4 protein-coding genes are annotated in these 3,429 nt (G+C 33.3%); 1 reads left to right on the top strand and 3 read right to left on the bottom strand.

Annotated features, from left to right (window positions below):
- Positions 1–1,055: 1,055 nt before the first annotated feature.
- Together K737_RS02695 and K737_RS02690 are read right to left on the bottom strand one after the other, a co-directional pair.
- Entirely contained in the window at positions 1,056–1,421 is a 366-nt protein-coding gene (locus K737_RS02695; protein WP_006302090.1) for a hypothetical protein, read from the bottom strand.
- Positions 1,422–1,489: 68 nt separating this feature from the next.
- Complete coding sequence (locus K737_RS02690; RefSeq protein ID WP_006302091.1) at positions 1,490–1,939, bottom strand: hypothetical protein; 450 nt, start codon at positions 1,937–1,939, stop codon at positions 1,490–1,492.
- 209 nt (positions 1,940–2,148) lie between these two features.
- On the opposite strand from K737_RS02690, the gene K737_RS02685 reads away from it, so the two are divergent.
- Positions 2,149–3,021, top strand: a complete 873-nt coding sequence (locus K737_RS02685; protein ID WP_024161393.1) for a lysophospholipid acyltransferase family protein — start codon at positions 2,149–2,151, stop codon at positions 3,019–3,021.
- 64 nt (positions 3,022–3,085) lie between these two features.
- Here the strand turns inward: K737_RS02685 and K737_RS11435 are convergent, their stop codons facing one another.
- Positions 3,086–3,214 (bottom strand): hypothetical protein, encoded by a 129-nt coding sequence (locus K737_RS11435; protein WP_268743853.1) that lies wholly within the window; start codon positions 3,212–3,214, stop codon positions 3,086–3,088.
- Between the last annotated feature and the right edge of the window lie 215 nt (positions 3,215–3,429).

Raw genomic sequence — 3,429 nt, 5'->3', positions numbered from 1 at the left:
ATCTTATTTATTAAGGATGAGAGGTTCATTTGCATTAAACATTGTTGTTTATTTTTAATAAAATAGCCTCTCTTTCGGATCTTTTAAAGACCCTTCAAAAAAGTGAGGGGGAGTATGGGGGAGTATGAACTTTTTCACTACTTTCAAAATTTTTTTTCATCTTACTATATCCAGTGTTTATGCACAACTTAGAAAACTTTTTTGATAAATAGAAGTAATACTTATTTTTTCGCTTTTATTACTTTTTCTAAAATTTAAAAAATATGAAACAAAACAGTACCTTTGCAGCTCTTAAGTGCTTGCCTGTAAAAAACTCTTCCTCGCCAAAAGACTTGTATAGAAAAAAGGGCTCGTGATAAGTCGCACAAAAGACTCATCAATTTTTCTATCGACTAATCTATATAGGCCGTGTCCTCAATTAAGCCAAAGAACAATTGAAGCCAAGTGAATATTACCCAAAAATTTACAGACGTTTTATCATAGAGCGTGGCAATGACGCAGTATTGCTTTGAGTTTAGAAAAATGTTGACGGGATTTATAGACAATATTTATTATAAATCAATAATACGAAGTCTTCAAACGGTTTTTTTAGGAGAGATCTCACCCCTATACCTTTTTCTTTATGTTTTTACTGCATACGTTCATCGGCATCATACACTTTACCCTATCAGCCTTCACGGAGAATCCATCAATGCATCTCCCCCTCCAGATTGTGGTCCTGATCTTTTATCAAGTAAACATCGATGGGATCCCTTAAGCATCCCATATTGCATGAACCTTGCTACTCAGATGGCTTGGTTCACGTATTTTTTTAGTGAAACTACGCTGATAAGCGTACACAATCGTTGAATCGATTATCGCGTACTTATTTTCAGCATCACTGGATAAGATTTCAAAAATGCTTTTCTACAAGTCTTTTTGGCTCCAACGAGTGTGGACAGGCCTTAAGAACAACATTTTAATAATAAAATTCTGTAGTTTTGAACACACTGTTATGAATTTTAATTTTAAAATTTTCACTCCATATTGATTTATTACTTATATAGAATGTTCAATTAGTACATTTCCGTTTCAGAATCATCAAAATCATCATAATTATCAGAATTTCCATCCAGTACTGTTTCAGAATCGTCATCTGGTGCAGTAGAGTTTCGTAACCATTCATTGTATTTTTGGTATATTCCGGTTACAAAAGCATTATCTCCGATCGTTTGCAAAAAGATTGCATTGTTCATAATAAGGTCGTAACTGTGTTGATTAAGTGAATTATAACGATTATAACTAAAAAACCTATCGTACTTACTTTTCAAAAGCTCTTTAAAACGAACCATTTCATTTGAAGAAATAAAATTTGATAAGAATATCTGATGATTGCCTAGAGGTGAACAATCCGAGAGCTCTTGAAACCAATCGATTAGCATAGACTTTAAGACTATATTTGCCCAGTTTAAAGGATAATGGGGAGAAAAAATTAAATGATTGTCCGCTACTATTTTGGAAAAAAATCCTGAAAATACACCGGTTGTAAATCTTTTCTTAATTGATCATCTTTTAACTTATCCCGTTTTAATAATATAAAAGGAAAAAAAATTGATTTAGCTAAATTAAATAGTTTTTCTCTAATACTTGAGAGAAGAGATTGTAATGACTCTTTTTCAGAGCGTCCCAAATCGACTATAATTTCCTTAAAGTATGGAAATAAAAAACTTAATATTTTTGAGTATATTACTGGTATCAATTCTCTTTGTGTTGGATAATTATTAAATGCAATATTTAAATAGTGTACAGCATCTTGATAAGTTTGAACTCTTTGAATTAATTGATATCCCGCTGGTTCATTTTTGGAATTATTTCCATGTTTCGGCGGTGCATATCCTTGGTGAGAAAAAAGTAAAGTAATAAAGAATATAAAAAATAAATTATTATTTAATTTAATCATTTTAAATTTAAAGCTTAGTTTTACTTAAATATAATATAAAGGGAAAAAATTAGTTATCATAATTTTATTAGCATCTAAACCAACGTAAAAAGATCGCTAAAAGAGATTAAAATAATTCGTCACCCCATCCTAATTTTAGCTAGATAATATTTTGTTAATATGGCATGATAGAATAGATTCTGTTTTTTAGGGATATTCCTTACCGCGTGATGTTATTAAAAATTCTAAAGTTCAGGATCAAACAAACAAGATATTTGATAGAATTTGCAGGATTTATGGGGGCGGTAGCGCTGTTTCGTCTTTTAGGAGTGCAACGAGCCTCAAGAGTCGCAGGAAAATTAGCGCAATGGATTGGCCCCCTGCTTCCAGTTCACCGTGTTGGAATGAAAAATTTGATCCAGGTTTTTCCAGACTGGTCTGCGGATCGGCGTAAAGATGTATTAAAAAAAATGTGGTTCCATTGGGGAGCAGTGTGTGGAGAGTATTGCCATTTAGGAGCATTTTCCTTAAAAAAAATTCAAATTGAAGGAAAAGAGGGAATCTCTTCTTTCCAAGGAAGGCCGTGTATTTTCGTTTCTGGACATTTTGGGAATTTTCAAATGATTTCTCTTGCGTTAAAACAATGTGGATTTAAAGTTACACAAGTATATCGGCAAGCAAACAATCCTTGGGTAGATAAAGTAATGCAAAGATTTCAAAGTCAAACATGTCATCGTGTTGTTTCTAAGGAAGATCATTCAGTAAAAGCTATTGTTCAAGCTTTGCAGTCTAATCAAGCAATAGTAATACTGGTAGATCAGAAATTTTCGCAAGGTCCCTTGTTACCTTTTTTGGGACATTTAGCATATACAACAGTGGTTCCTGCGCGTTGCGCTGAAAAATATCGTTGTCCTCTTATTCCTGTTTGTGCTCAGCGTTTAAAGGATGGCGGATTTAAAGTTAAATTTTTTCCTCCAATTTTTTATAAAAACAGTCCAAAAGAAACTATGCACTGTGTTAATCAATATCTAGAAGAATGGGTGAAAAAACATCCAGAGCAATGGTTTTGGATACACAAGCGATGGCCTTTTTGTTACGATTAGACGTCAGTAAGTGTAAAAAGCCTGCGCCAGTTAATGTGCTTTAATTTTAGAATTTTTGAGGCTTTTAACCAAAGATAGCATGATTAATTTTCAAAGTTTTATTAACGTGAAGTTCCGCAAAAATACGCAGTGTTCCCTCTAGCATTTCAAGAGATCTTGTGTTTGCAAGAGGGGGCGAAATCTTGCAAACCAATGGCGGTGTGGAGCGTTATTTTGTTCAATGGAAAAGGTTTTATCTTTTCCCTGAAAGGGGTGGGGGATTGGAATAATTTTATTAAAACCTGCCCAATGATCTGCGCAATAAAATAAAATTTTCCATTTTAAATCGTTCAAAAAGTCGTTTGAATGTTTGACTCAAGCGATCACCAAATTCCCAATCGATAAGCCGTTTTCCAGCACGATCACAGA

The sequence above is a fragment of the Holospora undulata HU1 genome (assembly GCF_000388175.3).
In the GTDB taxonomy this organism is placed as follows: Bacteria; Pseudomonadota; Alphaproteobacteria; order Holosporales; family Holosporaceae; genus Holospora; species Holospora undulata_A.
The sequence above is the reverse complement of the archived record's forward strand: the minus strand, read 5'-3'. Positions and strand labels throughout refer to the sequence as shown.